Raw genomic sequence first — 26,845 nt, 5'->3', positions numbered from 1 at the left:
CACCGGGTCGCGGCACGCCTCTCGCGTCACCTCCCGCCTGTCAAGCGGCCGTTCCCCGGATGTTCACGCCTGTGCCGAGCGGGTGTTCACGCCGCCGCCTGCAGGTCGAGCCGCGCGCCGAACTCCCGTACCACCGCCTCGTCCCGGTACGGCTCCAGCCGCTGCTGGAAGTCCTCCAGGTACTCGGCGCCCCGGTTGGACCGCAGGCCCTCCAGCAGTTCGACGGCCTTCATGCCGGTGCTGCACGCCTCCTCGATCTCGCGCTGCTGCACCTGCGCTGTGGCGAGCAACACATAGCCGATGGCCCGGCGGCGGGCCCGGCTGCGCGGATGCCCGGCCAGCGACTCCTGCGCGCACCGCGCCGCCGCCTCGGCCTGCCCGAGATCGCGGTGGCAGTGGGCCAACTCGTCGGCCAGGTACGCCTCGTCGAAGTGGGCGATCCACACCGGGTCGTCCCCGGTGGCCGGGTCGGCCGCCTCCAGGGCGCTCACCGCGCGCCCGGCCGCGAGCTGCGCGGCGCGCGCGTCGCCCAGCAGGGCGTGCCCGCGCGCCTCCGCGGCGTGGAACATGGACTCCGCGCGCGGCGTGACGCGCCCCCGCGCCCCCTCCTGCGCCGCCCGCGCCAACTGCGCGATCTCGCGCGGGTTCCCGAGCTGCGCGGCCAGGTGGCTCATGGAGGCCGCGAGGACGTAGCCGCCGTACCCGCGGTCCCCGGCCGCCTGGGCCAGCCGCAGGGCCTGGATGTAGTAGCGCTGGGCCAGCCCCGGCTGTCCCGTGTCGACGGCCATGTACCCGGCGAGTTCCGTCAGCCGCGCCACCGCGGCGAACAGGTCCCGCCCCACCGCCTCCCGGTACGACCCCGCCAGCAGCCCCGAGACCACGCTGTTGAGGTAGTGCACGACCACCGGGCGCACATGCCCGCTGCCGTACTGGTGGTCGAGGTCCACCAGCGCCTGTGTCATGGCCCGCACGGCCTCCACGTCGGACTGGCCGACCCGCGGCCCCGCCGAGCGCGACACCTGCGAGTCCGGCGCGGAGATCAGCCAGTCACGGCTGGGCTCGACCAGCGCCGACGCGGCGACGGAGGAGCCGGACAGGAAGTCCCGCCGCCCCACGTCGCTGCGCCACAGCTCGCAGACCTGCTCGATGGCCCCCAGCACCGTCGGCGAGAACTGGAGCCCCACCCCCGAGGCGAGGTTCTTGCCGTTGGCCATGCCGATCTCGTCGATCGTGACCGTACGGCCGAGTTTGCGGCCCAGCGCCTCGGCGATGATCGCCGGTGCCCTGCCCCGCGGTTGCTGCCCGCGCAGCCAGCGCGCCACGGACGTCTTGTCGTAGCGCAGGTCGAGTCCGTGCTCGGCTCCGCACATGTTGACCCGGCGGGCGAGGCCGGCGTTGGAGCAACCGGCTTCCTGGATGAGCGCCTGGAGCCGTTCGTTCGGCTGCCGGGCGACGAGCGGCCTTGCGGCCATGGCGTACCCCCTGTGGCTGCGGTGCCTGCCCACGCACCGAGTTGACGTGTCTTCCGCGGCCGGGGCCCCTCGCGTCCCGGCGAGGAGATCCGGCCGTGAAGATCAATGCCCCGCCGACCAGGCGAAAATGCGAGGCATGTGAGGATTGCCGGGGTTACGGCTGGCGCCGGCCCCACTCGTGGCTACCCACCTGCGGCCACCGATCCTCCTGCGCGCCCCCGGACATGCACCCATGCGCCCCGGCCGCGGACGGGATGCTCCTCCCCGCGCACGCGGGCGGGCGTAACCCCTGGTGACGACCGGAGTTGTGTTCATCGTGGAAGAGACGATCGCCGGCACCGAAGCCGCTCAGATCCCGAAGCAGCGCGGGGAATCGCTGCTGGAGACCGCCGTCCGCTACGCCGAGGAGCGGCACTGGGACGTGTTCCCGGGCACCTGGCTGGAAGCCGTCGACGGCAGTCAGCGCTGCTCGTGCGGTGACGCCGCGTGTCCGGCACCCGGCTCCCACCCGGCGCGTCCCGACTGGGCGACGCAGGCGACGGGCAGCGCGACGGTCGCGCGGCGGATGTGGCAGAAGCAGCCGACGGCGTCGATCCTGCTGCCGACGGGCCGGACGTTCGACGCGATCTCCGTGCCGGAGACGGCCGGGTTCCTGGCGCTGGCGCGGATGGAGCGGATGGAGCTGACGCTGGGACCGGTGACGCTCACGCCGGACCGGCGGATGGAGTTCTTCGTGCTGCCGGGGGCCAGCGCGAAGGTGCCCGATCTGGTGCGCAAGCTGGGCTGGTCGATGTCGTCGCTGGATCTGACGGTGCTGGGCGAGGGGGCGTACGTGGCCGCGCCGCCCACGCGGTTCGGGTCCCGGGGGGCCGTGCAGTGGGCCTGCCGGCCGACTCCCGCCAACCGGTGGCTGCCGGACGCGGAGGAGCTGATCTCGCCGTTGGCCTATGCGTGCGGGCGGGACCGGTAGCGCCTGCTCGTCTGCCTGGTTGCCGTCGCGTGGCGGCCGCGGGTGGTCGTCGGCCGCTCGCGCAGTTCCCCGCGCCCCTCGGGTGCCGCCGAAACCGTAGGGTGCACGGTGACGGAGGGAGACGCGGTGACATCCAGCGCTGTGCGTGTGCAGGGGCTCTGGAAGCGGTTCGGGCAGCAGGTCGCTGTCGCCGGGATCGATCTGGAGCTGCCCGCGGGCAAGTTCATCGGGCTCGTCGGACCGAACGGGGCCGGGAAGACCACCACGCTGTCCATGGTGACCGGGCTGCTCCGGCCCGACGGCGGGACCGTCGAGATCGCCGGGCACGATGTGTGGCGCGATCCCGTCGAGGTGAAGGCCCGCATCGGGGTGCTGCCGGAAGGGCTGCGGCTGTTCGAGAGGCTCTCGGGGCGGGAACTGCTGGCGTACTCCGGCCGGTTGCGCGGGCTGCCCGGCGCCGAGGTCGACAAGCGGGCCACCCAGCTCCTGGACGTCCTCGACCTGGCCGGCGCCCAGCACAAGCTCGTCGTCGACTACTCGACCGGCATGCGCAAGAAGATCGGCCTCGCCGCCGCCCTCCTCCACAATCCCGAAGTGCTCTTCCTGGACGAGCCGTTCGAGGGCGTCGACCCCGTCTCCGCCCAGACCATCCGGGGCGTCCTGGAGCGGTACACCGCCTCGGGCGCCACCGTGGTGTTCTCCTCCCACGTCATGGAGCTCGTCGAGTCGCTGTGCGACTGGGTCGCGGTGATGGCCGCCGGGCGGATCCGGGCCACCGGCACCCTCGCCGAGGTGCGCGGTGACGCGCCGTCGCTGCAGCGGGCCTTCCTCGAACTCGTCGGCGCCCAGGGCCGGGACGCCGGGTCCGACCTCGACTGGCTGGGCGGCGGGTCCCGGTGAGCGCCGACGCGATCACCCCCGTCTTCGTCCGGCTGAAGCTGTCGCTGCTGCGCAACGGGCTGCGGCAGTCCGGTGGGCGCAAGGCCGCCTACATCGCCTCGGCCGTCGTCGCCGTGCTGTTCGCCGCGCTGCAGCTGATCGGCCTGATCGCGCTGCGCGGGCACGCGCACGCCGAGTCGGTGGTCGTGCTGGCGGTGGCGGTGCTGGGGCTCGGCTGGGCCGTGATGCCGCTGTTCTTCCCGAGCGGGGACGAGACCCTCGACCCGACCCGGCTGGTGATGCTGCCGCTGCGGCCCCGGCCGCTGGTGCGGGCGCTGCTGGCGGCGTCGCTGGTGGGGATCGGGCCGCTGTTCACGCTCTGCCTGCTGGCCGGCGGCGTGATCGCCGTGGCCCGGGGCGGGGCCGCGTTCGCGGTGGGCGTGGTCGCCGTCGTGCTGGCGCTGCTGGTGTGCGTGGCCCTCGCCCGGGCCGTGGCCGCCGCCAACGTGCGGCTGCTGACCAGCCGCAAGGGTCGCGACCTGGCGGTACTGAGCGGGCTCGTCATCGCCGTCGGGGCACAGGTCGTCAACTTCGGCGCGCAGCGGATCGGCGCGTCCGGGCTCGGTGAGCTGGAACCGGCGGGCGACGTGCTGCAGTGGGTGCCGCCCGCGTCGGCGCTCGCGGCCGTGCACGCGGTCGGCGAGGGGGCGTACGGGCGCGCGCTCGCGCAACTGGCGCTCAGCGCGGGTGCGCTGGCCGTGCTGCTCGCGGTGTGGTCGCGGCATCTGACCCGGCTGATGACCTCGCCCGACGGTTCGACCCTGCCGGCGGCGGAGCCGGCCGTCCGCGAGCGGTCGTCGACCGGGCTCGCGCGGCTGCTGCCGGCCGGCCGTACGGGCACGGTGATGGAGCGCAGCCTGCGCTACGTGTGGCGCGACCCGAAGACCAAGGCGGCCTGGGTGACCTCGCTGGCGATCGGGCTGATCGTGCCGGTCTTCAACGCCTGGCAGGGCACCGGCTCGGTGTACTTCGCGTGCTTCGCGGCCGGGATGCTCGGCATCCAGATGTACAACCAGTTCGGTCAGGACTCCTCGGCGTTCTGGATGGTCGCGATGACGATCTCCTCCACCCGTGACGCCTACGCCGAACTGCGCGCCCGGGCCTACGCGCTGCTGCTGATCACCCTGCCGTACGCCGCGCTCGTCACCGTCGTCACGACCGCCATGCTCGGCGACTGGCCGCGGCTGCCCGAGGCGCTGGGGCTGTCCTTCGCGCTGCTCGGCGCGATGCTGGCGACCGGGGCGTGGACCTCCGCCCGCTTCCCGTACTCCATCCCGCAGGAGGGCTACAAGAACGTCGCCCCGGGGCAGACCGGGCTCGCCTGGATCTCCATCTTCGGCGGGATGATCGGGGCCGCCCTGCTGTGCGCGCCCGTCATCGCGCTCACGATCTGGCTGAACGTGAGCGCGGACGGCGAGGACTTCGCCTGGCTGCTGCTGCCCGTGGGCACGCTGTACGGGGCGGTGCTCACGGCGGTGGGGCTGCGGCTGGCGGCCCCCCGGACGGCCCGGCGGCTGCCGGAGATCCTCCAGGCGGTCAGCAAGGGGTGACCGGGGCGGGCGGTCGCGTGTGCGACCTGGTGGTCCCGGGCGGGCCGCGTGCGGCGGGCCCGGTGGTCCCGGGCGGGCGTGTCGGCGGGCCCGGTGGTTTCGGGCAGGCCGTGTGCGGACGCGGTGGCCAAGGGGGGGGGCCGCGTGCGGCGGGCCCGGTGGTCCCGGTGGGCCCGGGCGGGCCGTGTGCAGGCCCGGTGGCCAAGGGGGGCCGCGTGCAGGCCTGGTGGTCCCGAGCGGGCGTGTCGGCGGGCCCGGTGGGCCCGGGCGGGCCGTGTGCGGCGGGCCCGGTGGTCCCGGACGGGCCGCGTGCGGGCTCGGTGGTCCGGACGGGCCGTGTGCGGCGGGCCTGGTGGTTTCGGGCGGCCGTGTGTGGACCCGGTGGTCTCGGGTGGGCCGTGTGCGGGCCTGGTGATCCCGGGGCGGGTTGTGTGCGGCGCGCCTGGTGGTTTCGGGCGGGCCGTGTGCGGCGGGCCCGGTGGTCCCGGGCGCGCCATGTGCGGCAGGCCCGGTGGGCCCGGGCGTGGCTCAGGCGTCGCCGAGCGAGTCCAGGAACGGCTCGATGGCCGCGCGCCAGGCCTCCGGCTGGTCGTAGTGGACGAGGTGGCCGGCGTCGGCGACCTCCGCGTACTGGCCGCGCGGCAGGACCCGGACCATCTCCTGGGCCTCGGCGCGGCCCAGTTCGCCGTCGAGGCCGCGCACCACCAGGGCGGGGCAGCGGACCTGGGCCAGTTCCTCCCAGTGCGCGTCGTACACCCAGGTCTCGCGGGAGCGCAGCATCTGCTCCGGCTCGAAGACGGGGCGCCAGCCGTCCGGGGACTCGGCCATCACCTCGGCGTAGAACTCGCCGCGCGCCGGGTTGGGCCGCTCCACCCAGGGGTCGTCCTCGCCGAACCACTTGCGGACGTCGGCGAGCGTGGCGAACGGCAGCGGCCAGGACGCGAACCACTGGGCCCACTCGCGCTGCGACGCGGCGCCGAGCGCGGAGGCCCGCATGTCGCAGATGATCAGCCCGCGGACCAGCTCCGGGCGCCGGGCGGCGAGCTGCCAGGCGGTGAGCGCGCCCATGGCGTGGCCGATCAGGACGACCGGGGCGAGGCCGAGCTGCTCCAGGGCGGCCTCGGCGTCGTCCACGTAGGCGTCCCGGGTGAAGGCGCCCCCCGGGGGCTTGTCGCTGCGGCCGTGGCCGCGCTGGTCCAGGGCGACCGCGCGGTACCGGCCGGAGAGCCACCGGGCGGTGGGCGCCCAGTGCGAGGCACGGCCCATGAGGCCGTGCAGTAACAGCACGCCCGGGGAGCCGCCGGCCCCGGCGCGCCCGGCGTGCCCGTCCGCCGCGTCCGGCCCGTCCTGCGCCGGATCGGTCTTGGGCGGGTCGCCGAACTCCCAGGCCGCGAGGCGTACGCCGTCCGTCCCGGTCACGTCGATGCGTCGCGCCATGTCGTGGCACCCCCCAAGCTTCGCGCGGACCGCGGCCCTGTCCGGCCGGACGGTCCTGTGAACCGTGTTCTGCCTGCCGTGCCTGTCGTGCGGGGTCCGTGGCGGACCCTGGCCTGCGCCGCCCGCAGACTATCGAATGCGCTTTCGAAAATGCGCTTCCCGTGGGCAACACCCCTCGTTCGAGTGACCGCCCTCAGGGATTGATCGCCGCCACCGAGGGGAGATCTTCAGCGGGAGGCGGACCGCTCGGGGAAACCGGTCCGTGGGGGATGACCCTGAGAGCTCGGGGCTCCGGGTCAGCACAGGGGAGGACAGGCCCCGGCGCCGCACGGCGCCGGGGCCCTCTCCGTCCGAACGGCACATCCTCCCCGCCCCCTCCCCGGCCGGGCGACATCGCTGTCAGGCCACGGCCAAGAGCCCCTCCGGTCATATGCCCCTCGCGACAGCGTCGCACGGGAAGCGGGCGAGCGCTGCCATTCGGCGGACCGGATCCGGGATGCGGCACGGATCACGCCATCACCACAAGCGCCCCCGCCGCACCGGCCGTCGCCCCCGGCCGTCCGCCCCCTGCCCGGCCGGACCGGACGCCCCCGGGTGGACCGCCCGCCCCCGGGTGGACCGCCCGCCGGCTCAGGGCTTGGCGACGAACACGTGGGAGGCCACGTCCGACTCCAGCTCGGCCGCCTCGCCGCCGCTGCCCACCAGCACGCCGCCCGCCGACTCGGTCACGCTCACCACCGAGCCGGGCTGCACGCCCGCCCGCCGCAGCGTGTACATCAGCTGCGCGTCCGTCTGGATCGGCTCGCCGATCCGGCGCACCACGACCGTCTTGCCCTCCGTGCCCGGATCGAGGCTGGCCAGCGACACCATGCCCTCGTCCAGGAACGGGTCGGCACCGTCCTTCTCGCCCAGCTCCTCCAGGCCCGGGATCGGATTGCCGTAGGGCGATTCCGTCGGGTGCCGCAGCAGCTCCAGGACGCGGCGCTCCACGGCCTCGCTCATCACGTGCTCCCAGCGGCACGCCTCGGCGTGGACCTGCTCCCACTCCAGACCGATCACGTCGACCAGCAGGCACTCGGCGAGGCGGTGCTTGCGCATCACGCGCGTGGCGAGGCGGCGGCCCTCGTCCGTGAGCTCCAGGTGCCGGTCGGTGGCGACGGACACCAGGCCGTCGCGCTCCATCCGCGCCACGGTCTGGCTCACCGTCGGGCCGCTCTGGTCGAGCCGCTCGGCGATACGGGCGCGCATGGGGACCACACCCTCTTCCTCCAGCTCGAGGATGGTGCGGAGATACATCTCCGTGGTGTCGATCAGTCCGGACATACGTGCCCCTCGAATGAGATCTGCCGGAGGCTGGACGGCTCACCGGCGTGTGCGCTGGCCCTGCACCCAATTCTGCCGGATACCACCGACAACCGTGCCGCGGGCGGGAAAGCGGGGGATTACCGGGCTCCGGAGCGGGGTACGAACCTCCGCTTCGGGCCCGCCGTGGCGCCCGGTGCCGCCCCGCGGCGCCGCGCCCCCGGCCGTATTGACACCGCACTGGTCCAGACCGCACCGTGATGCGCGGCACAAGCCCGTGAGGCCCGTTGGAAGGGGATCCCGTATGAGCGACCGCGCGCCGGCCGTCCAGTTCCTCGATGCCGCGATCGACCTGCTGCGCCAGGTCCGCGACGAGGAGGCCGACAGCATCGCGGCCGCCGGGACGCTCCTGGCCGACACCGTCGAGAACGGCGGCCGGCTCTTCGCGTTCGGCGCCGGGCACTCCTCCCTCGCGGCGCAGGACCTCGTCTACCGCGCCGGCGGACTCGCCCTGATGAACCTGCTCGCCGTGCCCGGTGTGGTCGGCGTCGACGTCATGCCCGCACCGCTCGGCTCCGCCCTGGAGCGCGTCGACGGCCTCGCGAGCGCCGTCCTCGACAACTCCCCGCTGCGCGCGGGCGACGCCCTGCTGATCATCTCCCTGTCCGGGCGCAACGCGCTGCCCGTGGAGATGGCCCTGCACGCGCGCGCCCTGGGGGTGAAGGTCATCGGCGTGACCTCGGTGGCGTACGCCTCGCAGACCGAGTCCCGGCACTCCTCGGGCACGTATCTGAAGGACCACTGCGACCTCGTCCTCGACTCCAGGATCGCGGTCGGCGACGCGGAACTCACCCACGACAAGGTGCCCGCGCCCTTCGCCCCCGCCTCCACGGTCGTCACCTCGGCCCTCCTCCAGGCGGTCATGGCCACGACCGCGACGACCCTCGCCGACCGCGGCATCGAGCCGCCGCTGCTGCGCTCCGGGAACGTCGACGGCGGACACGACTGGAACGCCCAGGTGATGGAGCGGTACGCGGACCGCATCTTCTACCGCCACTGACCGCCCCCGGACCACCAGGCCGGACCGACGGGAGTCGCGGCAGGCCCGGGCCCGGTCCGGCCGGTCCACGCGGGCCGCGGGTCCGGCAGGGGTGGGGAACGGCCCGGCCCCGCGGTAGGTCAGAGGTGGTCCGGGGGGCCCGTCAGGTCGACCAGGTCCAGGGCCGCCGCGATGCGCACCGCCACGTCCTCCGCGTACATCGCGTCGGAGCGCTCGAAGGCGCTGCGGCCCGCTCCCCGCAGAAACGTCACGACACCGAGCGTGCGCCCCCTGCTGCGCAGCACCGCGCACAGGGCGTGCACCGCGTCCGGCGGCCACTGCCGTGCCAGCGCCCACGCGCGGGCCCGCTCGGGCGGTGCCGCACCCGCGCTCGCCCGCAGCGCCCCCATCCGCTCCACGCACTGCAGGGCCGGATGGCCCTCCGGGTAGCGCACGGGCAGCCCCGAGCGGCCCGCGAGCCGGCTCGGTCCCGGGGCGCCGGACGGCGTGGCCGCGACCCGCACCAGCCGGACGGGGCCCTCGGCCTCCGGGTCGCTCAGCGCGCCCCCGGCCACCCGGTCGATCAGCCCGTGGTCGGCGAACCCGGCCAGGGCGAAGTCCAGGTGGACCGTCGCCGCCTCCGCCGGGTCCTCGCACTCGGCGGCCGCCCGCGACGCGCGGTGCAGCTGCTGCGCGCGGAACCGCAGCAGCGACGCCTCCTGCTCGTTCTGCTTGGCCTCCGTCACGTCCTGGAACAGCCAGCCCACACCCAGCGGAACCGGCTCCTCCGCAAGCGGCGAGGCCAGCCGCAGGAAACCGCTGCGCCAGCACCGCCGCCGCTCCCCCTCGGGCGTGCGCACACTCACCCACACCTCGGCCGGCGCCGGCGGCGCGCCCTGCGCCAGCACGTGCTGCAGCGCGCTCTCCAGCTCCTCCACCCCCTGGGAGAGCAGCTCCCCGAGCGGCCGCCCGAGCACCGACGTACGGCCCGTGCCCAGCGCCCGGGCCGCGTGCGCGTTCACCACGGCGGGCCGCAGGTCGACGTCGACCAGGACGACGCCCCAGCCGGCGTCCTCGAACAGCGCCTCGCTCAGCGCGATCGACCGCTCCAGATCGATCTGCGCGTGCACCTCGCTGAACGCGCAGTACACCCCGGCCGGCTTCCCGTCGGGCCCGCGCACGGCCGCCGACTGCGTCCGGACGAGCACCCGGCCGCCGTCCTTGGTCAGCAGCGCGAACTCGTGCACCTGCCGGCCCGGGGCGTGCATGGCCGACAGCAGCCGCTCCTGGACCTCCTCGGCGTCCGCGCTGCGCACCGCCCAGCCGGCCAGGCCCCGCTTGCCGACGGCCTCCTCGGCGCTCCAGCCGAGGATCCGCTCCGCCTCGCGGTTCCAGTGCGTGACGACACCGTCGGCGTCGAAGGCGCACAGCGCCGCGTCCATCCCGTCCAGCAGCGCGGCGAGCAGATCGGAACCGTCCGCACCGTCCCGGCCGGGCTCGCCCGGCCCCAGCTCGTCGGTGGTCCCACTACGCCGGGAAGCACTCACCTGGACCCCCTGCAGGCTGCGTCCGCACGTACGGCACGCCGGTTCGCTCCTTGCCCTCATTCAACTGGAACGCGACCCGGCGCACACCGAGTTCCCACAACATTGAAGGAATCGTTGTACGCGGGCAATGCCCACGTCAACGGCCCGTGACACCACCGCTGCCGCGGCGCGCTTCCACCTCGATCTCGATCTTCATCCGGGGGTCGGCGAGGCCGCACACCATCATCGTCGCGGCCGGCCGCACCTCGCCGAAGCACGCGCGCAGCACCGGCCAGCACGGCTCGAAGTCCTCGCGGTCGGGCAGCAGGTACCGCACGCGCACGACGTCCGAGAACGAGCAGCCGGCCCTGCCGAGCGCGTCCCCGATGTTCCGCAGGCACTGCTCGGCCTGTTCCACGACGTCGTCGGAGATCGTCATCGTCGCGTAGTCGAAACCGGTCGTGCCGGACACGTGGACCCGGTCCCCGTCCACCACGGCCCGGGCGTAGCCGATCCGCTCCTCGAACACCGAACCGCTGAGAATCGCCTGCCGTCGCGTCATGGGGTCAAGGTCTCAGAAAAACGGTTGATGCGAGCCGGAACGGTTTCCTAGGGTGCAGGTACACGAGAGAGGAGGTGGTTCGGCAGATGTATGGAAACCGGACGCGTGAGGTGGCTGCGGGCTAGCGGCCCGACACCACACTCAGTGCGGTGCCGAGCCAGCGCGTGAGACACGTGCAGCCGGCCCAATCTCAGGCAGTCACCCGACCCGCGAGTCGCCGGTACGTCCGGCCGGCTCCTCCGCTGGAGGACCCAGACTCGCGGGTCGTCTGCGTTCTCGGAAAGGACGATCGTGCCGGGTACATGGCACCGGGACCGGGTGGGCAGCGCCCTGCGGGGCGAGAATCCGACCGTCCTGCGGCGGCTGGAGGCCGGCTTCGCGGTCATCGGCGACGTGCAGTTCCTGCCCGGGTACGCCGTGCTGCTCACCGACGACCCGGCGGTGCGGCGGCTGTCCGAGCTCCCGCGCGGCCGGCGGCTGGCGTTCCTGGACGGCATGGACCGGCTCGGGGAAGCCGTCGAGCGGGCCTGCCGGCGGCTGGATCCGGGGTTCCGGCGGGTCAACCTGGAGATCCTCGGCAACACCGACGCGTTCCTGCACGCGCACGTGTGGCCGCGGTACGACTGGGAGCCGGCCGAGCGGGTGCGGCTGCCCGTGTGGCTCTATCCGCGGGGGATGTGGACCGAGGAGCGGTACGCCCTCGGGGCGCGGCACGAGCCGCTGCGGCGGGCCATCGGGGAGGAGCTGGACCGGCTCCCGGGGCCGGACGGGGCGGCGGCCCCACCCGGGGACGGGTGAGGCCGCGGGTGGGACCCGGTCAGTGGGCGATGTCCTCGTAGCCCTCGATCTCACGGGGGTTGCGCGTGCCCGGGCCGACGTAGCGGGCCGAGGGGCGGACCAGGCGGCCCGTGCGCTTCTGTTCCAGGATGTGGGCGGACCAGCCGGCCGTGCGGGCGCAGGTGAACATGGAGGTGAACATGTGCGCCGGGACCTCGGCGAAGTCCAGGACGATGGCCGCCCAGAACTCCACGTTGGTGGCGAGGACCCGGTCGGGGCGGCGGGCGTGGAGCTCCGCCAGGGCCGCCTTCTCCAGGGCCTCGGCGACCTCGAAGCGGGGGGCGCCCAGCTCGCGGGCCGTGCGGCGCAGGACCCTCGCCCTCGGGTCCTCGGCGCGGTAGACGCGGTGCCCGAAGCCCATGAGGCGCTCGCCCTTGTCGAGGGTCTGCTTGACGTAGGCCTCCGCGTCGCCCGTGCGTTCGATCTCCTCGATCATGTGCAGGACCCGGGACGGGGCACCGCCGTGCAGCGGGCCGGACATGGCCCCCACCGCGCCGGACAGCGCGGCGGCGACGTCCGCGCCGGTCGAGGCGATGACCCGGGCCGTGAACGTGGAGGCGTTCATGCCGTGCTCGGCGGCGCTCGTCCAGTAGGCGTCCACCGCCGCGACGTGCTTGGGGTCGGGCTCGCCCCGCCAGCGGATCATGAAGCGCTCGACGACGGAGTTCGCCTTGTCGATCTCCCGCTGCGGCACCATGGGCAGGCCCTGCCCGCGGGCCGACTGGGCCACGTAGGACAGCGCCATGACGGCCGCCCGGGCCAGGTCCTCGCGGGCCTGCTCCGCATCGATGTCGAGCAGCGGTTTCAGGCCCCAGACCGGTGCCAGCATCGCCAGCGCGGACTGGACGTCGACGCGGATGTCACCGGAGTGGACGGGGATGGGGAACGGCTCGGCGGCGGGCAGGCCCGGATTGAAGGCACCGTCGACGAGCAGGCCCCAGACGTTGCCGAAGGAGACATGGCCGACCAGGTCCTCGATGTCGACGCCCCGGTACCGGAGTGCGCCGCCCTCCTTGTCCGGTTCGGCGATCTCCGTCTCGAACGCGACGACTCCTTCGAGCCCGGGTACGAAGTCGGACATCAGGCGGCTCCTCGTGAGGTAAGCGACAGACGGTGTGCTGTGGGGTGGGGCGTACGAACCATGTGTCGGTCAGCTGGCGCAGCGGGCGGCCGTCCAGAGGATCCGCGGTCGTCTGCGGCGACTCGCGGTCCCGGCCGGTTGCCCCTGTGATGCCCCGTACGGTCGGCGGTCACCCAACCGCAACGGCACCGAAACGATATCTCCGGGTGTCAAGGTTGGGGAGGGTTCGCGGCACTCAGTGCCATGCAGTGACGAAGGACACCGTCCGTACGGCAAGATGACCGGGTGACCGACCGCGACGACGTCCCCCTCGATCCGGCCTCGATGCGCAAGCAGTACCGGGCGGAAGGGCTCTCCGAGAACGAGCTGGCCGCCACGCCCGTCGAGCAGTTCGCGCGCTGGTTCAAGCAGGCCGCGACCGACGGCGGGCTGTTCGAACCGAACGCCATGATCGTCTCGACCGCCGACGCCGAGGGCCGGCCCAGCTCCCGTACGGTCCTGCTGAAGCACTTCGACGAGCAGGGCTTCGTCTTCTACACCAACTACGACTCCCGCAAGGCCCGCGACCTGGCCGAGAACCCGTACGTCTCCCTGCTGTTCCCCTGGCACCCCATGGCCCGCCAGGTCATCGTCACGGGCGTCGCGCGGCGCACCGGCCGGGACGAGACGGCCGCCTACTTCCGCACCCGCCCGCACGGCTCGCAGCTCGGCGCGTGGGCCAGCGCCCAGTCCTCGGTGGTCCCCACCCGGGCCGACATCGACGGCGCCTACGCCGAACTGGCCGCCCGCTACCCGGACGGCGAGCAGGTGCCGGTGCCACCGCACTGGGGCGGTTTCCGGGTGGCCCCGCAGACGGTGGAGTTCTGGCAGGGCCGCGAGAACCGGCTGCACGACCGCCTGCGGTACGTGGAACAGCCGGACGGCAGCTGGCGGGTGGAGCGGCTCAGCCCGTGAGGCGCCGCGCCCGGCGCTGCAGAGGTCTCCCCACCCGAACGCCGTCCGGTGACCGTTTGGCCACGCCCTGCGCCGAGAGCCACTCCTCGGCCCGCCGGGCCGAGGGCTCGGCGTCCGCCGCGGGCGCGTCGAGGTCCACGATCGTCTGAGAGGAGTCGCCCACGGTCAGCCCAGCGTCTCCTCCAGCAGCCCCGCCCACTGGGCGACCACCCGTTCGCGGCGGGCCGCGTCGTCGGTGAGGAGGTTGGCCAGGCCCAGGCCGCGGGCCATGTCGAGCAGGCCCTGGACCGTCTCGCGGACGCCGGGGACGGACTCGTCGGCGGCGAGGAGGTCGACGGCGATGCGGTGGGTCTCCCGGCCGACGCGGGATTCGAGTTCGGTGACGCGGGGGCGGAGCTGTTCCTCGTTGGAGGCGGCGACCCACAGGTGGAGGGCGGCGCGGAACAGCGGGCCGGTGTAGAGGTCGACCAGGGCGGCGACGACGGCGTGCCGGTCCCCGGCCGCGCCCTCGGGGAAGAGGGCGCGCAGGGCGGTGGAGCGTTCCTCGGCGACGTACTCCACGGCCGCCGTGAAGAGGTCCTCGCGGGTCGGGAAGTGGTGCTGGGCGGCGCCGCGGGAGACACCGGCCCGCTCGGCGACGACGGAGACGGTGGAACCGGCCCAGCCGTGCTCCGCGAGGCAGGCCACGGCGGCTTCCAGGAGCCGCTGCCGGGTGGCCCGGCTGCGGTCCTGCTTGGGGACTCTCTCCGCACGGTCAGCCGTGCTCACACCACCCATGCCGGATCCCGTCGTTCGAGGAAGGCCGTCATCCCCTCGCGTGCCTGCGGGGAGGCGAACAGCCGGGCCGAGAGCGCGGTCAGGTCGGCCGCGTCCCGGTCGAAGGCTTCCAGCACCCTAGCCGTGAGCAGCCGTTTCGTCTCGGCCAGGGCGTCCGGGGCGGCTCTGCGCAGGCCGTCGAGGATCGGGGCCAGGGCCGTGTCGACGTCGTCGGCGTGGGCGGTGAGCAGGCCCGTCGCGGTGGCCTCGGCCGCGTCGAAGCGCTCGCCGGTGAGGTAGTGGCGGGCGAGGGCGCGGGGGTGGGTGCGGGACAGCAGCGGCAGAGAGATGACGGCGGGTGCCACGCCGATGCGGACCTCGGTGAAGGCGAAGGTGGCTGCCGTGGACGCGACCGCGATGTCGCAGGCGGCCAGCAGGCCGAGGCCGCCCGCGCGGACGTGGCCGGTGACCCGGGCGAGGACCGGTTTGGGCAGTTCGATGATCTGCCGCAGCAGGGCGACCAGGGCCTCGGGCTCGGGCGGGTCCCTGAGGTCGGCGCCGGCGCTGAACGTGGTGCCGGTGTGGGTGAGGACGACGGCGCGCACGCCGGGGTCCTCGGCGGCGCCGGTGAGCGCGTCGGCCAGTTCGCCGACCAGGGCCGCCGACAGGGCGTTGCGGTTGTGCGGCGAGTCCAGGGACAGGGTGTCCACGGCCCGGTCGCGGGCCCGGGTGATCAGCGTCATGCGTTCTCCCTGAGCTGTCGGCGGAGGATCTTGCCGGAGGCGGCGCGGGGGACGCCGACGATGAAGGTGACGTGACGGATCCGCTTGTAGGGGGCCACGCGCTCGGCGACGTACATCATGATCTCCGCCTCGGTGAGGTCCGCGGCGGTCGGCTGGCGGACCACGTAGGCGTGCGGGACCTCGTTGCCGTCGGCGTCGTACCTGCCGATGACGGCGGCGTCGGCGATGCCCGGGTGGGTGAGCAGGAGGGCCTCCAGTTCGGCGGGGGCCACCTGGAAGCCCTTGTACTTGATGAGTTCCTTCACCCGGTCCACGACGAACAGCCAGCCGTCCGCGTCGGCATACCCGACGTCCCCCGTGTGCAGCCAGCCGTCGGCGTCGATCAGGGCGGCGGTGGCGTCGGGGCGGCCGAGGTAGCCCTTCATGATCTGGGGGCCGCGGATGAGGATCTCGCCCGGCTCCCCCACGGGCAGGTCCTCGGCCGGGTCGTCGAGGGAGACGATGCGCATCTCGGTGCCGGCGACGAGCTTGCCGACGGTGCCGGGCGGGGCGTCGCGCATGGCGTCCAGGGGGACCACGTGAGTGCCGGGCGACAGTTCGGTCATGCCGTAGGCCTGGCCGACGGGCGGCAGGCCGAGGCGTGCGGAGCAGGCGGCGGCGAGCCGGGCGTCCAGGGGCGCGGCGGCGCTGACGATGTACCGCAGGGACGACAGGTCGTACCGGGCGACGGCCGGATGCTTGGCGAGGGCCAGGACGATGGGCGGGGCCACGTAGAGGGCGGTGATGCGGTGGTTCTGGATCGCCGCGAGGAACTGCTCCAGGTCGAAGCGGGGCAGCACGACGACGGTGGCGCCCTGCCGCAGGGGCGCGTTCATCAGGGCGGTGAGGCCGTAGATGTGGAAGAAGGGCAGCACCGCCAGGACGCGGTCGCCCGGACCGGCCGGGATCGCCGGGTTCAGCTGGGCGAGGTTGGTGGCGATCTGCCGGTGGGTGAGCATCACGCCCTTGGGCGTGCCGGTGGTGCCGGAGGAGTACGGCAGGGCGGCCACGTCCTCGGCGGGGTCGATGACGACGTCCGGCTCGGGCGCGGTGGTGGCCAGCATGTCGATCAGGGAGCGGTGGCCGGCCGCGCTGTCGCACACGAAGATCTCCCGTACGCCGCCCGCGAGTTCGGCGGCCCGGCGGGCGGCGTCCAGCAGCGGTGAGACGGTGACGATCCAGCGGGCCGCGCAGTCGGTGAGCTGCTTGGCGAACTCCTCGGCGGTGGCGAGCGGGTGGACGGTGGTGACGGTGGCACCCGCGCGCGTGGCGGCGTAGAACGCGATCGGGAAGGCCACGGTGTTGGGGCTGTGCAGGGCGAGGACGTCGCCCTTGCGGACCCCGGCCTCGGCCAGGGCGGCGGCGACGCGCCGGTGGAACCGGTCCACCTGCTCGTACGAGAGGGTGGTGCCGTCGGTGCCGTCGATCAGGGCCGGGATGTCGCCGAACTCGGCGGCCCGCGCCAGGACGGCGTCGTGGATGGGGAGGTCGACGGGCGGGACGTCTGCGTACTCGCTGCGGAACATGGCTGGTTCCTCCTCGCGGCGCGGGTCGTCTCAGTACGACTTGGGCAGGCCCAGGGTCTGGTGCGAGACGTAGTTGAGAATCATCTCCCGGCTCACCGGCGCGATACGGGCCACGCGCGCGGCCGTGATCAGCCGCGCCAGGCCGTACTCGCGGGTGAGCCCGTTGCCGCCCAGGGTGTGCACGGCCTGGTCGACGGCCTTCACACAGGCCTCCCCGGCCGCGTACTTGGCCATGTTGGCGGCCTCCCCGGCGCCCGTGTCGTCGCCGGCGTCGTAGAGGGCGGCGGCCTTCTGCATCATCAGGCGGGCGAGTTCGAGGTCGATGTGCGCCTGGGCGAGCGGGTGGGCGATGGCCTGGTGGGCGCCGATGGGGGCGTTCCAGACGGTGCGGTCGCGGGCGTATTCGACGGCCTTGGCGAGGGCGTGGCGGCCCATGCCGATCGCGAAGGCGGCCGTCATGATCCGCTCGGGGTTGAGTCCGGCGAACAACTGGAGCAGTCCCGCGTCCTCGTCGCCGACGAGCGCGTCGGCGGGCAGCCGTACGTCGTCCAGGACCAGCTCGAACTGCTTCTCCGCGGCGTGGACTTCCATGTCGATGGGGCGGCGCGTGAAGCCGGGGGTGTCGCGCGGGACGATGAACAGGCAGGGCTTGAGGCGGCCGGTGCGGGCGTCCTCGGTGCGGCCCACGATCAGGGTGGCGTCGGCGATGTCGACGCCGGAGATGAAGACCTTGCGGCCGGTGAGGATCCAGCCTCCGGTGTCCTGGTCGCGGCGGGCGGTGGTGGTGATGCGGTGGGAGTTGGAGCCGGCGTCGGGTTCGGTGATGCCGAAGGCCATCCGGCGGGTGCCGTCGGACAGGCCGGGCAGCCACTGCCGTTTCTGGGCGTCGGTGCCGAAGCGGGCGATGACCGTGCCGCAGATGGCCGGTGAGACCACCAGCATGAGCAGGGGGCAGCCGGCGGCGCCGAGTTCCTCCAGGACGATGGAGAGTTCGGCGATGCCGCCGCCTCCGCCGCCGTGCGCCTCCGGCAGGTTGACGCCCAGGTAGCCGAGTTCGCCCGCCTCGGACCAGAGCCGGTCGGGGTCGGCGTTCCGGCCGTGGCGTCTGCCCAGTGCGGCGACCGCTTCTCGGAGCGCCTTGTGGTCTTCGGTGTCCATGGGACGTCCTTTCGGGTGCGGGTCGTGTGTGGCTGGGCGCGCAGTTCCCCGCGCCCCTTCAGGCCTCCTGCACAACCGCCAGCAACGTCCCCGGCTCGACCTGCTGACCGGGTGCGACCGGCAACGACGTCAGGGTTCCGGTCACCGGGGCGGAGATCTTGTGCTGCATCTTCATCGCCTCCAGCCAGAGCAGGGGCTCGCCGGCCTGCACCGGGGTCCCCGCCGTGAGGCCGTCGGCGACGCGGACGACCGTGCCCGGCATGGGGGCCAGGAGGGAGCCGGGGGCGTGTTGCGCGGTGGGGTCGGGGAAGCGGGGCAGGGCGGTCAGGACGGTGGTGTTGACGTAGACCCGGTCGCCGTGGCGGGCGACCTCGAACCGGCGCCGCACGCCGTCCACTTCGAGGATCACCAGGTGCTCCCCGGTGTGCACCACGCGCACGCCGTCCGCCTCCAGGCCCTGCCGGGTGTGCCGGTAGTGGGCCTCGTGCTCCTCGCCCGCCATCAGGTAGCGCTTGGTCTGCGGCTGGGAGGGGACGTTGCGCCAGCCGCCGAATCCGGGGCGGGAGCGGGCGCGGGCGTCGGCGAGGGCGGCGGCCAGGGGGGCGTGCGGGTCGGGGGCCGGCTCGGTCAGGTCCGCGAGGTGGCGGTCGTAGAAGCCGGTGTCCATGCGGGCGGCGGTGAACTCGGGGTGGCGCAGGGAGCGGACCAGCAGGTCGCGGTTGGTGACGGGGCCGTGGATCGCGGCCCGTTCCAGGGCGGAGGCCAGGGCGCGCACGGCCTCCGCGCGGGTGGGCGCGTGGGCGACGGCCTTGGCGAGCAGGGGGTCGTAGTGGACGCCGATCGGGTCGCCGTCCGTGTAACCGGTGTCCAGGCGGACGGCGTCGGGGACCGCCAGGCGGTGCAGGGTGCCCGTCTGCGGGGACCAGTCGCGGGCCGGGTCCTCGGCGTACAGGCGGGCCTCCACGGCGTGCCCCCGCGCGCGCGGCGGGTCGGGGGCCAGGGGACGGCCCTCGGCGACACGGATCTGCTCGGCGACCAGGTCGATGCCGAACACGGCCTCGGTGACCGGGTGTTCCACCTGCAGGCGGGTGTTCATCTCCAGGAAGTGCGCCGTGCCGTCGGCGACGAGGAACTCGACCGTGCCGGCGCCCACGTAGTCGACGGCCCGGGCGGCCCGGACGGCCAGGGCGTGCAGTTCCTCCTCCAGTCCGGCGGGCAGACCGGGGGCCGGTGCCTCCTCGATCACCTTCTGGTGGCGGCGCTGCAGGGAGCAGTCGCGGGTGCCGAGCGCCCAGACGGTGCCGTGGGTGTCGGCGAGGATCTGCACCTCGACGTGGCGGCCGCGCTCGACGTACGGCTCGACGAAGACCTCGCCGTCGCCGAAGGCGCTCGCCGCCTCCGCGCCGGCGGCGGCCCGTTCGGCGTCCAGGTCCGCCAGGTGCCGTACGACGCGCATGCCCCGGCCGCCGCCGCCCGCGGCGGCCTTCACCAGCACCGGCAGGTCGGCCTCGGTGACCTCGGTGAGCGGCGCGATGCCCAGGAGCCGCTTGGCGCGGGTCTTGGACGCCATCGCCTCGATCGCGTCCGGGGGCGGGCCGATCCAGGTCAGGCCGGCGTCCAGGACGGCCCGGGCGAAGTCCGCGTTCTCGGAGAGAAAGCCGTAGCCGGGGTGCACGGCGTCCGCGCCGGCCGCGACGGCGGCCTTCACGATCAGGTCGCCGCGCAGGTAGGTGTCCGCGGGCGTCTCCCCCGGGAGGCGGACGCTCGCGTCGGCCACGCGCGCGTGGAGGGCGTGCGCGTCGGCGTCCGAGACCACGGCGACCGTGCGGATGCCCAGCTCGCGGCAGGTGCGGAAGACCCGGCAGGCGATCTCGCCCCGGTTGGCGACCAGCACAGAAGTGATCACTGAAGGTTCCTCACATCCGGAAGACGCCGAAGCCGCCGCGCGCGCCCTCGTAGGGGGCGGTGTGGATCGCGGACAGGCACAGGCCGAGAACGGTCCGGGTGTCGCGCGGGTCGATCACGCCGTCGTCGTAGAGCCGCCCGGACAGGAACATCGGCAGCGACTCGGACTCGATCTGCTGCTCGACCATGGCGCGCAGCGCGGCGTCGGCCTCGTCGTCGTAGGGCTGTCCCTTGGCCGCGGCGGACTGGCGGGCGACGATCGACAGCACGCCGGCGAGCTGCTGCGGGCCCATGACGGCCGACTTGGCGCTGGGCCAGGCGAAGAGGAAGCGGGGGTCGTAGGCGCGGCCGCACATGCCGTAGTGGCCGGCCCCGTAGGAGGCGCCCATGAGGACCGACAGGTGCGGGACGCGGCTGTTGCTGACGGCGTTGATCATCATCGCGCCGTGCTTGATGATGCCGCCCTGCTCGTACTCCCGGCCGACCATGTAGCCGGTGGTGTTGTGCAGGAAGAGCAGCGGGATGTCGCGCTGATTGGCGAGCTGGATGAACTGGGCGGCCTTCTGGGACTCCTCGCTGAACAGGACCCCCTGGGCGTTGGCGAGGATGCCGACCGGATAGCCGTGCAGGGCGGCCCAGCCGGTGACCAGGCTCGTGCCGTACAGCGGTTTGAACTCGTCGAAGTCGGAGGCGTCGACGACGCGGGCGATGACCTCGCGCGGGTCGAAGGGGCTCTTCAAGTCGCCCGGGACGATGCCGAGGAGTTCCTCGGCGTCGTACTTGGGCGGCTCGGCCGGGCCGGGATCGCCGTACGCCTTGCGGTGGTTGAGGCGGGCGAGCACGCGCCGGGCCTGCCGCAGGGCGTCGTGCTCGTCGACGGCGAAGTAGTCGGCGAGGCCCGAGGTGCGCGCGTGCATCTCCGCGCCGCCCAGGGACTCGTCGTCGCTCTCCTCGCCGGTCGCCATCTTCACCAGCGGCGGGCCGCCGAGGAACACCTTGGCCCGCTCCTTGACCATGATGACGTGGTCGGACATGCCGGGGATGTAGGCGCCGCCCGCGGTGGAGTTGCCGAAGACGACCGCGACGGTCGGGATGCCGGCGGCCGACAGCCGGGTCAGGTCCCGGAAGATGGCGCCCCCGGGGATGAAGATCTCCTTCTGGGAGGGCAGGTCGGCGCCGCCGGACTCCACCAGGCTGATGCACGGCAGCCGGTTGGCGAGGGCGATGTCGTTGGCGCGCAGGGCCTTCTTCAGGGACCAGGGGTTGCTCGCCCCGCCGCGTACGGTCGGGTCGTTGGCGGTGATCAGGCACTCGACGCCCTCGACGACGCCGATGCCGGTGACCAGGGACGCGCCGACGGTGCAGTCGCTGCCCCAGGCGGCCAGCGGGGACAGCTCCAGGAAGGGCGTGTCGGGGTCGAGGAGCAGCTCGATGCGCTCGCGGGCGAGGAGTTTGCCGCGCGCCCGGTGCCGTGCGACGTACTTCTCGCCGCCGCCCGCGAGGGCCTTGGCGTGCTCGGCGTCGAGGGCGGCGAGCTTGGCGAGCATCGCCTCGCGGGCGGCCCGGAAGTCGGGGCCGGCGGTGTCGAGCGCGGAGGTCAGGACGGTCACAGCAGGGCCTCCGGTATCTCCAGGTGGCGGGAGCGCAGCCATTCGCCGAGCGCCTTGGCCTGCGGGTCGAAGCGGTGCTGGGCGGCGACCCCCTGGCCGAGGATCCCCTCGACCACGAAGTTCAGGGCGCGCAGGCGGGGCAGCACGTGCCGGGTCACCGTCAGCGGGCGGCTCTCGGGGATCAGCTCACGGAACCGCTCGACGGTCAGTTCGTGCGCGAGCCACCGCCAGGCGTCGTCCGCGCGGGTCCAGACGCCGACGTTGGCGTTGCCGCCCTTGTCGCCGCTGCGCGCCCCCGCGACCAGCCCGAGCGGGGCCCGGCGGCTCGGCCCGGGCGGCAGCGGCTGCGGCAGGGGCGGCTCCGGGACGTCGCCGAGTACCCGGGTGTCCTGGGGCGGGGACACCGTGACCCGGCGTCCGTCGTGGAGGACGGCCACATGGTCGACCGCGCCATGGGGGACGTACACCTCCTCGAACACCCCATAGGGCGCGCCCTTTCCGGGGGGCGCCAGCACATGGAAGCCGGGGTAGCTGGCCAGCGCCAGTTCCACCGCGGCCCCGCTCAGCGCCCGCCCCACGGCCTGCTGCTCCGGGTCCCGCACGACCAGCCGCAGCAGCGCGCTCGCGCATTCCTCGGTGCCGGCGTCGGGGCGGTCGGTGCGCGACAACTCCCAGCGCACGTCGGCGATCCCGCTCAGGGCGGGCTCCATCTGGTCCCGGACGAGGGCGGCCTTGGCCTCGATGTCGAGACCGGTGAGCACGAAGACGACCTCGTTGCGGTAGCCGCCGAGCCGGTTGAGCCCGACCTTGAGGGCCGGCGGGGGCGCCTCCCCGCGCACGCCCTCGATCCGCACCCGGTCGGGCCCGTCCTGGGCGAGCCGCACGGTGTCCAGCCGGGCGGTGACGTCCGGCCCGGCGTACCGGGCACCGGCCGTCTCGTAGAGCAGCTGGGCGGTGACCGTGCCGGTGTCGACGAAGCCGCCGGTGCCGGGGTGCTTGGTGATCACGCAGCTGCCGTCGTCGTGCAGCTCGGCGAGCGGGAAGCCGGGGCGGCGCACGTCACCGTCGCGGAAGAAGGCGTAGTTGCCGCCGGTGGCCTGCGCCCCGCACTCCAGGACGTGCCCGGCGACGACGGCCCCCGCGAGCCGGTCGTGATCCGCCGGTGTCCAGCCGAAGTGGGCGGCGGCGGGGCCGGTGACCAGGGCCGCGTCCGTCACGCGACCGGTCACCACGAGGTCGGCGCCCGCGCGCAGGCAGGCCGCGATGCCGAAGCCGCCGAGGTAGGCGTGGGCGGTGAGGCTGCCGGGGTGGGCGGCGGTGCGGTCGTCGCCCTCCACGTGGGCCACGCGCACCGGGATGCCGAGCCGGCCGGCCAACTCCCGTACGGTGTCGGCGAGTCCGGCCGGGTTGAGCCCGCCCGCGTTGGTCACGATCCGCACGCCCCGCTCGTGTGCCAGGCCGAGGCACTCCTCCAGCTGCCGCAGGAAGGTGCGGGCGTATCCGGCGCCCGGGTCCTTGAGCCGGTCCCGGCCGAGGATGAGCATGGTCAGCTCGGCGAGGTAGTCGCCGGTGAGGACGTCGAGTTCGCCGCCGGTGAGCATCTCGCGCAGGGCGTCGAAGCGGTCGCCGTAGAAGCCGGAGGCGTTGCCGATGCGCAGGGGTGCCGCCGGCTCGCCCGTGCTGCCGGTGCGCGGGGTCGTCACGAGGCGGCGCCCTTCCGCGGGCGTCCGCCGCCCGGCGGTCCCGCGAAGGCCTGGGCGATGTCCAGCCAGCGGTCGGCGTCGGGGCCGTCGGCGCGCAGGGCCAGGTCGTCGCGGTGGGCGCGCTGGGTGACCAGGAGGCAGAAGTCGAGGGCGGGGCCGGTGACGCGCTGTCCGGCGTCGTCGGGTCCGTAGGTCCACAGGTCGCCGGAGGGTGCCCGCAGTTCGATGCGGAAGGGGTCGCCGGGCGGAGTGAGCCCCTGCACGCCGAAGGCGAAGTCACGGGTCCGCACCCCGAGCCAGGCCACATGCCGAAGCCGGTCGGTGGGTGGGCGCACCACACCCAGGGCGTCGGCGACGTCCTGTCCGTGGGCCCACGTCTCCATGAGTCGGGCCGTCGCCATGGATGCGGCCGACATGGGCGGCCCGTACCAGGGGAAGCGCGCCTTGGGCGGTGCGGCGCGCAGGGCCTCCTCCAGCGCCGCGCGGCCCTCACGCCAGCGGGCGAGCAGAACGCCGGGCGGGAGCGCGGCGCCCTCCCCGGCCCCCTCGTCGACGAAGGAGCCCGGCGCCGCGAGGGCCTTGTCGACCAGGGCGCGGAAGCCGTCGGCGTCCGTGACCGCGAGCAGGGCCGAGCGGTCGGTCCAGGCCAGGTGGGCGATCTGGTGGGCCACGGTCCAGCCGGGCGCGGGGGTCGCGAGCGCCCAGCGCCGCGCGTCCGCGCCGGCCACGAGGCGGTCGAGTTCCTCGCTCTCCTCGCGCAGGTCGTCGAGCACGGACGTCGGATCGGACACGGGGCGCTCCCCTCGGACCACGGGCCACGGCGGCGTGCGGGACGGTGCGACGTGCTGAGGAGCATGGCAGCACACCCGGAAACAATCAAGCATGCTTGCATGAAAACGCGCCCAGGCCGGGCGAAGGGCGGTGCCGGGGGGACGCCGAGGGGGGCTCAGTCTCCGCGGTACGAGGCGATCAGGCGGGACAGGTGGCGGCCCGCGAGGTCCAGTGGTGTGGTGCTGCGGGCGACCTGGGCGGCCAGTTCCGCGCCCTCCAGGGTCGCGATCACCGTGTGGGCCAGCTCCTCGGCGTCGGTCTCGGCGAAACCGGCCGCGACCAGCCCCTCGGCGACCACCTTCCGCCAGCGCGCGAACGCCTCCGCCGCCGCCCGCTGGATGCCGGGCGCGCCGGCCGCCGTGCCGACCGCGGCGGCGGTGACCGGGCAGCCGTCGAGCCAGTCGGAGTCGCGCAGCCCCTCGGCCAGGGACGCGGCGAGGGCGAGGAGGGCCCGCTCCGGGTCCGGTTCCGCGTCGAGCGTCTCGCGCAGCAGTTCGGTGAACTCCTCGTCGCCGAGGCGCACGGCCGCCGCGCCGAGCTCCTGCTTGCCGCCGGGGAAGAAGTGGTAGACCGATCCGAGCGTCGCACCGGCCTCTCGGGAGATCTGCTTGATGCCCGTGCCCTCGTAGCCCTGGCGCTGCATCAGGCGGGACGCCGTGCGGACGATCCGCTCGCGGGTGCCGGCGGTTTCGAGGTCGTGCGGGGCCCTGGTCTTCACGCACCCACTCTATCGAGCTAGAGCGATCGCTCTAGTGGCTGTGCTACGTTCCTCTCTGGATAGAGCGTTCGTTCTAGCCGTGATCAGAGTGGTCACGGTGATCAGAGGGGGATCTCCATGAGCACGTCCGTCACCGTCATCGGCCTCGGCCCCATGGGCCGCGCCATGGCCGGCGCCTATCTGGACGCCGGTTACCGCGTCACCGTGTGGAACCGCACCGCGAGCCGCGCCGACGAGCTGGTCGCGCGGGGCGCCGTGCGGGCCGCCACCGTCGAGGAGGCGCTGGCGGCCAACGAGGTGGTGGTACTGAGCCTCACCGACTACGCCGCCATGTACGCCCTCCTGGAGCCCGCGGCCCCGGCCCTGCGCGGCCGGGTCCTGGTCAACCTCAGCTCCGACACCCCCGAGCGCGCCCGTGAGGGAGCTGCCTGGGCCGCGCAGCACGGGGCGCGCCATCTCACCGGCGGGGTGCAGACACCGCCCTCCGGGATCGGTTCGCCGGAGTCCGACACCTTCTACAGCGGTCCCCGGGAGGTCTTCGACGCCCACGAGGACGTGTTGAAGGTCCTCACCGGCACCGACTACCGGGGCGAGGACCCGGGCCTGGCCGCGCTGTACTACCAGCTCCAGATGGATCTCTTCTGGACCACCCTGACCGCCTGGCTGCACACCCTGGCCGTGGCGGACGCCCACGGCATCAGCGCCTCGCAGTTCGCCCCGTACGCGGCGCGGACCCTGGGCGGGATGGACCGGTTCCTCGACTTCTACACGCCCCGGATCGAGGCGGGGCGGCACACGGGCGACGTCGAGCGGATCTCGATGGCCGTGGCGAGCATGGACCACGTCGTGCACACCACGCGGGACTCGGGCGTGGACCCGGCGCTGCCCGCGGCGGTGCGGGAGGCGTTCCGCCGGGGGGCGGCCGAAGGATACGAGGAGGACAGCCTGACCCGGCTGTTCGAGGTGTTCGGGCGGGGCGCGGCGGCCTGAGCACGGCGGAGGGCGCCCCGCCTGTGCGGGGCGCCCTCGGTCACATACGCGGGAAGGCCGGAGCTCCTCGGCCGTTCAGAGCTGCTCGATCACGTAGTCGACGCACTTGGTGAGCGCCTCGACGTCCGCCGGGTCGATCGCCGGGAACATCGCGACGCGCAGCTGGTTGCGGCCGAGCTTGCGGTACGGCTCGGTGTCGACGATGCCGTTGGCGCGCAGCACCTTCGCGACGGCGGCGGCGTCGACCTCGTCCGTGAAGTCGATCGTGCCGATGACCTGCGAGCGCTTGGCCGGGTCGGTGACGAACGGGTTCGCGAACTTCACGTCCTCGGCCCAGCCGTACAGCGTCCGCGCGGAGGTGGCCGTGCGGCGGACCGACCAGTCCAGGCCGCCCTGGCCGTTGATCCACTCCAGCTGCTGGTTCAGCAGGAAGAGGGTGGCGAGGGCCGGGGTGTTGTACGTCTGGTTCTTGCGGGAGTTGTCGATCGCCGTGGGCAGCGAGAAGAACTCCGGGACGTGGCGGCCGGAGGCGTGGATCCGCTCGGCGCGCTCGATGGCGGCCGGGGAGAACACGCCGATCCACAGGCCGCCGTCGGAGGCGAAGGACTTCTGCGGGGCGAAGTAGTAGACGTCCGTCTCGCTGATGTCGACGGGCAGGCCGCCGGCGCCGGAGGTGGCGTCCACGAGCACCAGGGCGCCCTCGTCGGCGCCGGCCACACGCTTGATCGGCATGGCGACACCGGTGGAGGTCTCGTTGTGGGTGAACGCGTAGACGTCCACGCCCTCGGCGGCGACCGGCTCGGGGTGGGTGCCCGGGTCGGCGGAGACGACGTCCGGCTCGGCCAGCCAGGGGGCGAGCTTGGCGGCCTTGGCGAACTTGGAGGAGAACTCGCCGAAGCTCAGGTGCTGCGACTTGTTCTCGATCAGGCCGTGCGTCGCGATGTCCCAGAACGCGGTGGAGCCGCCGTTGCCGAGGACCACCTCGTAGCCCTCCGGGAGCTGGAACAGCTCGCTGATGCCCTCGCGGACCTGGCCGACCAGGTTCTTGACGGGAGCCTGACGGTGGGAGGTGCCCAGGAGGGAGGTGCCGGTGGCGGCGAGGGCGTCCAGCGCCTCCGTCCGCACCTTGGAGGGACCCGCGCCGAAACGTCCGTCCGCGGGCTTGATGTCAGAGGGAATCCGGATCTCAGCCACGGA

At 73.8% G+C, this 26,845-nt stretch carries 24 protein-coding genes; 7 read left to right on the top strand and 17 right to left on the bottom strand.

What is annotated here, in order from left to right; all coding sequences use genetic code 11:
• Positions 1-86: 86 nt before the first annotated feature.
• Complete coding sequence (locus ACIGAN_RS16755; RefSeq protein WP_399858207.1) at positions 87-1,472, bottom strand: transcriptional regulator; 1,386 nt, start codon at positions 1,470-1,472, stop codon at positions 87-89.
• Positions 1,473-1,779: 307 nt separating this feature from the next.
• Between ACIGAN_RS16755 and ACIGAN_RS16750 the strand changes: the two genes are divergently transcribed.
• The 3 genes from ACIGAN_RS16750 (at position 1,780) to ACIGAN_RS16740 (ending at position 4,931) form a co-directional block, all read left to right on the top strand.
• Complete coding sequence (locus ACIGAN_RS16750; protein ID WP_365738254.1) at positions 1,780-2,442, top strand: bifunctional DNA primase/polymerase; 663 nt, start codon at positions 1,780-1,782, stop codon at positions 2,440-2,442.
• Positions 2,443-2,550: 108 nt separating this feature from the next.
• Positions 2,551-3,342: an ABC transporter ATP-binding protein gene (locus ACIGAN_RS16745; RefSeq protein WP_365091136.1), complete on the top strand. Its 792-nt coding sequence runs from the start codon at positions 2,551-2,553 to the stop codon at positions 3,340-3,342.
• Positions 3,339-4,931 carry a transporter gene (locus tag ACIGAN_RS16740; RefSeq protein ID WP_399858204.1) on the top strand — a complete coding sequence of 531 codons (1,593 nt, stop codon included), beginning with the start codon at positions 3,339-3,341 and terminating at the stop codon, positions 4,929-4,931. The genes ACIGAN_RS16745 and ACIGAN_RS16740 overlap by 4 nt, the downstream gene beginning before the upstream one ends.
• A gap of 528 nt (positions 4,932-5,459) precedes the next feature.
• Here ACIGAN_RS16740 and ACIGAN_RS16735 read toward each other — a convergent pair.
• Together ACIGAN_RS16735 and ACIGAN_RS16730 are read right to left on the bottom strand one after the other, a co-directional pair.
• Positions 5,460-6,368 (bottom strand): alpha/beta fold hydrolase, encoded by a 909-nt coding sequence (locus ACIGAN_RS16735; RefSeq protein WP_399858202.1) that lies wholly within the window; start codon positions 6,366-6,368, stop codon positions 5,460-5,462.
• Between the two features lie 630 nt (positions 6,369-6,998).
• Positions 6,999-7,691 (bottom strand): metal-dependent transcriptional regulator, encoded by a 693-nt coding sequence (locus tag ACIGAN_RS16730; RefSeq protein WP_094056948.1) that lies wholly within the window; start codon positions 7,689-7,691, stop codon positions 6,999-7,001.
• A gap of 283 nt (positions 7,692-7,974) precedes the next feature.
• Between ACIGAN_RS16730 and ACIGAN_RS16725 the strand changes: the two genes are divergently transcribed.
• Positions 7,975-8,730, top strand: coding sequence for an SIS domain-containing protein (locus ACIGAN_RS16725; RefSeq protein ID WP_399858200.1), 756 nt, complete (start codon positions 7,975-7,977; stop codon positions 8,728-8,730).
• A 119-nt stretch (positions 8,731-8,849) separates the two neighbouring features.
• Here the strand turns inward: ACIGAN_RS16725 and ACIGAN_RS16720 are convergent, their stop codons facing one another.
• Entirely contained in the window at positions 8,850-10,316 is a 1,467-nt protein-coding gene (locus ACIGAN_RS16720; RefSeq protein ID WP_365738246.1) for a PAS domain-containing protein, read from the bottom strand.
• Positions 10,317-10,392: 76 nt separating this feature from the next.
• Positions 10,393-10,797, bottom strand: coding sequence for a RidA family protein (locus ACIGAN_RS16715; protein ID WP_399858198.1), 405 nt, complete (start codon positions 10,795-10,797; stop codon positions 10,393-10,395).
• A gap of 291 nt (positions 10,798-11,088) precedes the next feature.
• Here ACIGAN_RS16715 and ACIGAN_RS16710 point away from each other — a divergent pair, with 291 nt between their 5' ends.
• On the top strand, positions 11,089-11,595 hold the full coding sequence (locus tag ACIGAN_RS16710) for a diadenosine tetraphosphate hydrolase (protein ID WP_365738243.1): 507 nt from the start codon (positions 11,089-11,091) through the stop codon (positions 11,593-11,595).
• 19 nt (positions 11,596-11,614) lie between these two features.
• Here the strand turns inward: ACIGAN_RS16710 and ACIGAN_RS16705 are convergent, their stop codons facing one another.
• Positions 11,615-12,715 (bottom strand): citrate synthase 2, encoded by a 1,101-nt coding sequence (locus tag ACIGAN_RS16705; protein WP_365091154.1) that lies wholly within the window; start codon positions 12,713-12,715, stop codon positions 11,615-11,617.
• Positions 12,716-13,000: 285 nt separating this feature from the next.
• On the opposite strand from ACIGAN_RS16705, the gene pdxH reads away from it, so the two are divergent.
• Complete coding sequence (pdxH, locus tag ACIGAN_RS16700; protein WP_399858195.1) at positions 13,001-13,669, top strand: pyridoxamine 5'-phosphate oxidase; 669 nt, start codon at positions 13,001-13,003, stop codon at positions 13,667-13,669.
• Here pdxH and ACIGAN_RS16695 read toward each other — a convergent pair.
• The 10 genes from ACIGAN_RS16695 to ACIGAN_RS16650 all read right to left on the bottom strand — a co-directional run bounded on the left by ACIGAN_RS16695 (position 13,659) and on the right by ACIGAN_RS16650 (position 24,583).
• On the bottom strand, positions 13,659-13,832 hold the full coding sequence (locus ACIGAN_RS16695) for a hypothetical protein (protein WP_365738240.1): 174 nt from the start codon (positions 13,830-13,832) through the stop codon (positions 13,659-13,661). The two genes, pdxH and ACIGAN_RS16695, sit on opposite strands and share 11 nt — an antisense overlap.
• Positions 13,833-13,834: 2 nt before the next feature.
• The gene (locus tag ACIGAN_RS16690) at positions 13,835-14,446 is read right to left on the bottom strand and encodes a TetR/AcrR family transcriptional regulator (protein ID WP_365091162.1); all 612 of its coding nucleotides are present in this window, start codon (positions 14,444-14,446) and stop codon (positions 13,835-13,837) included.
• Positions 14,434-15,168 (bottom strand): enoyl-CoA hydratase family protein, encoded by a 735-nt coding sequence (locus ACIGAN_RS16685; protein ID WP_365738238.1) that lies wholly within the window; start codon positions 15,166-15,168, stop codon positions 14,434-14,436. The genes ACIGAN_RS16690 and ACIGAN_RS16685 overlap by 13 nt, the downstream gene beginning before the upstream one ends.
• The gene (locus ACIGAN_RS16680; protein WP_399858191.1) at positions 15,165-16,733 is read right to left on the bottom strand and encodes a 4-coumarate--CoA ligase family protein; all 1,569 of its coding nucleotides are present in this window, start codon (positions 16,731-16,733) and stop codon (positions 15,165-15,167) included. Before ACIGAN_RS16680 ends, ACIGAN_RS16685 begins: the two co-directional genes overlap by 4 nt.
• Before the next feature lie 30 nt (positions 16,734-16,763).
• Positions 16,764-17,891 (bottom strand): acyl-CoA dehydrogenase family protein, encoded by a 1,128-nt coding sequence (locus tag ACIGAN_RS16675; protein ID WP_399858189.1) that lies wholly within the window; start codon positions 17,889-17,891, stop codon positions 16,764-16,766.
• A 58-nt stretch (positions 17,892-17,949) separates the two neighbouring features.
• A complete protein-coding gene (locus ACIGAN_RS16670) occupies positions 17,950-19,797 on the bottom strand; it encodes an acetyl/propionyl/methylcrotonyl-CoA carboxylase subunit alpha (RefSeq protein ID WP_399858187.1) in 1,848 nt (615 codons plus the stop codon).
• Positions 19,798-19,807: 10 nt separating this feature from the next.
• On the bottom strand, positions 19,808-21,406 hold the full coding sequence (locus tag ACIGAN_RS16665; protein WP_399858184.1) for an acyl-CoA carboxylase subunit beta: 1,599 nt from the start codon (positions 21,404-21,406) through the stop codon (positions 19,808-19,810).
• Positions 21,403-23,109 (bottom strand): acyclic terpene utilization AtuA family protein, encoded by a 1,707-nt coding sequence (locus ACIGAN_RS16660; protein WP_399858182.1) that lies wholly within the window; start codon positions 23,107-23,109, stop codon positions 21,403-21,405. The genes ACIGAN_RS16665 and ACIGAN_RS16660 overlap by 4 nt, the downstream gene beginning before the upstream one ends.
• A complete protein-coding gene (locus tag ACIGAN_RS16655; protein WP_399858180.1) occupies positions 23,106-23,900 on the bottom strand; it encodes a TIGR03084 family metal-binding protein in 795 nt (264 codons plus the stop codon). The genes ACIGAN_RS16660 and ACIGAN_RS16655 overlap by 4 nt, the downstream gene beginning before the upstream one ends.
• Before the next feature lie 155 nt (positions 23,901-24,055).
• The gene (locus ACIGAN_RS16650) at positions 24,056-24,583 is read right to left on the bottom strand and encodes a TetR/AcrR family transcriptional regulator (protein WP_399858600.1); all 528 of its coding nucleotides are present in this window, start codon (positions 24,581-24,583) and stop codon (positions 24,056-24,058) included.
• Between the two features lie 192 nt (positions 24,584-24,775).
• Here ACIGAN_RS16650 and ACIGAN_RS16645 point away from each other — a divergent pair, with 192 nt between their 5' ends.
• Positions 24,776-25,648: an NAD(P)-dependent oxidoreductase gene (locus tag ACIGAN_RS16645; protein WP_365738222.1), complete on the top strand. Its 873-nt coding sequence runs from the start codon at positions 24,776-24,778 to the stop codon at positions 25,646-25,648.
• Between the two features lie 75 nt (positions 25,649-25,723).
• On the opposite strand, the gene serC is transcribed toward ACIGAN_RS16645, so the two are convergent.
• Positions 25,724-26,842, bottom strand: a complete 1,119-nt coding sequence (serC, locus tag ACIGAN_RS16640; protein WP_365091187.1) for a phosphoserine transaminase — start codon at positions 26,840-26,842, stop codon at positions 25,724-25,726.
• Between the last annotated feature and the right edge of the window lie 3 nt (positions 26,843-26,845).

Source organism: Streptomyces sp. NPDC085931 (genome assembly GCF_044540565.1).
Classification (GTDB): Bacteria; Actinomycetota; Actinomycetes; order Streptomycetales; family Streptomycetaceae; genus Streptomyces.
The sequence above is the reverse complement of the archived record's forward strand: the minus strand, read 5'-3'. Positions and strand labels throughout refer to the sequence as shown.

Bases quoted from the DNA above. Each gene is read 5' to 3' on its own strand.
- ACIGAN_RS16645 (WP_365738222.1), top strand. From the start codon at position 24,776: ATGAGCACGTCCGTCACCGTCATCGGCCTCGGCCCCATGGGCCGCGCC.
- ACIGAN_RS16685 (WP_365738238.1), bottom strand. From the start codon at position 15,168: ATGACGCTGATCACCCGGGCCCGCGACCGGGCCGTGGACACCCTGTCC.
- ACIGAN_RS16650 (WP_399858600.1), bottom strand. From the start codon at position 24,583: ATGCAGCGCCAGGGCTACGAGGGCACGGGCATCAAGCAGATCTCCCGA.
- ACIGAN_RS16680 (WP_399858191.1), bottom strand. From the start codon at position 16,733: ATGTTCCGCAGCGAGTACGCAGACGTCCCGCCCGTCGACCTCCCCATC.
- ACIGAN_RS16735 (WP_399858202.1), bottom strand. From the start codon at position 6,368: ATGGCGCGACGCATCGACGTGACCGGGACGGACGGCGTACGCCTCGCG.
- ACIGAN_RS16705 (WP_365091154.1), bottom strand. From the start codon at position 12,715: ATGTCCGACTTCGTACCCGGGCTCGAAGGAGTCGTCGCGTTCGAGACG.
- ACIGAN_RS16720 (WP_365738246.1), bottom strand. From the start codon at position 10,316: ATGAGGGCAAGGAGCGAACCGGCGTGCCGTACGTGCGGACGCAGCCTG.
- ACIGAN_RS16690 (WP_365091162.1), bottom strand. From the start codon at position 14,446: ATGGGTGGTGTGAGCACGGCTGACCGTGCGGAGAGAGTCCCCAAGCAG.
- ACIGAN_RS16715 (WP_399858198.1), bottom strand. From the start codon at position 10,797: ATGACGCGACGGCAGGCGATTCTCAGCGGTTCGGTGTTCGAGGAGCGG.
- ACIGAN_RS16675 (WP_399858189.1), bottom strand. From the start codon at position 17,891: ATGGACACCGAAGACCACAAGGCGCTCCGAGAAGCGGTCGCCGCACTG.
- ACIGAN_RS16725 (WP_399858200.1), top strand. From the start codon at position 7,975: ATGAGCGACCGCGCGCCGGCCGTCCAGTTCCTCGATGCCGCGATCGAC.
- ACIGAN_RS16755 (WP_399858207.1), bottom strand. From the start codon at position 1,472: ATGGCCGCAAGGCCGCTCGTCGCCCGGCAGCCGAACGAACGGCTCCAG.
- ACIGAN_RS16730 (WP_094056948.1), bottom strand. From the start codon at position 7,691: ATGTCCGGACTGATCGACACCACGGAGATGTATCTCCGCACCATCCTC.